This window comes from Alcanivorax sp. HI0044 (assembly GCF_001634945.1).
The window spans coordinates 1-777 of sequence record NZ_LWEZ01000326.1 but is presented as its reverse complement, the minus strand read 5'-3'; the positions used below and the strand labels follow the sequence as shown (position 1 = coordinate 777).

The 777-nt window shown below is 55.0% G+C and carries 1 protein-coding gene and 1 pseudogene; both read right to left on the bottom strand.

What is annotated here, in order from left to right:
- Nucleotides 1-355: pseudogene (locus A3730_RS03930) on the bottom strand (ferritin); the annotation flags it as partial.
- Nucleotides 356-477: 122 nt separating this feature from the next.
- The coding region (locus A3730_RS03925; protein WP_063537520.1) for a PaaI family thioesterase at nucleotides 478-777 on the bottom strand (300 nt) is incomplete at its 5' end.

Below are 777 nucleotides of genomic sequence, written 5' to 3'. Positions count from 1 at the left end.
AGCCGAAACGGAGCTTTTCCTCATCGCTGAGCGACTCAAAGGTGGACCAGCCGTTAAAGGGATTGAAGGACTGATCCAGTGGCACCTCGGATTTGGGGAAATCCTGCGACCAATCCACATCCATATCCGCATTCCAGTTGAGCTCTTTTCCCAATTTGTACAATTTGCGGATCCGCCCGTCGGCGGAGGAGTAGTCCCAGTTGTAATGCCCGGTAAGCGGGGTCTGGAATATTTCCACCACATCTTCAACGTGCTGTGTGGTCAGTTTGTCTTCAATATCCTCATGACCTGGGCCATCCCAGTTTTCATAGATACTGACATGGGCAGGCGGCGTGCTGACTTTAGTTATTTTCATGGGGCATCCCTGGTAGCGCTAAGTCATGACTCAACGCTAGGCGGATGCCGGGAAGGGAGCAATGTCGTGATATGACAATTAACGCCGTCCGTGGCGCCTAAACACAATGGATCAAGATCCGCTTAATCGGTGCTGCCATCGTCAGAAAGCAGAAAGTGAGCTCGGGCAATGGTAATCGGCTCCTGGCGGTTTTTTTGCCAGGCACTGATGCGCACGTTGGCGATACGCCGGCCCAGACGAGTCACGCTGCATTCGGCGTAGGTGTCGCGGAACAGCCCCGCGCGCAGATAATCGATAGTGAAATCGATGGTTTTCGGCACTTTGGGCTCGCCCATTTGCAGCAGGATGAAGATGATCGCCGCCTGCTCCATAAAACCGGCCACCGCCCCGCCGTGCAGCGCTGGCAAGGTCGGGTTGCCGAC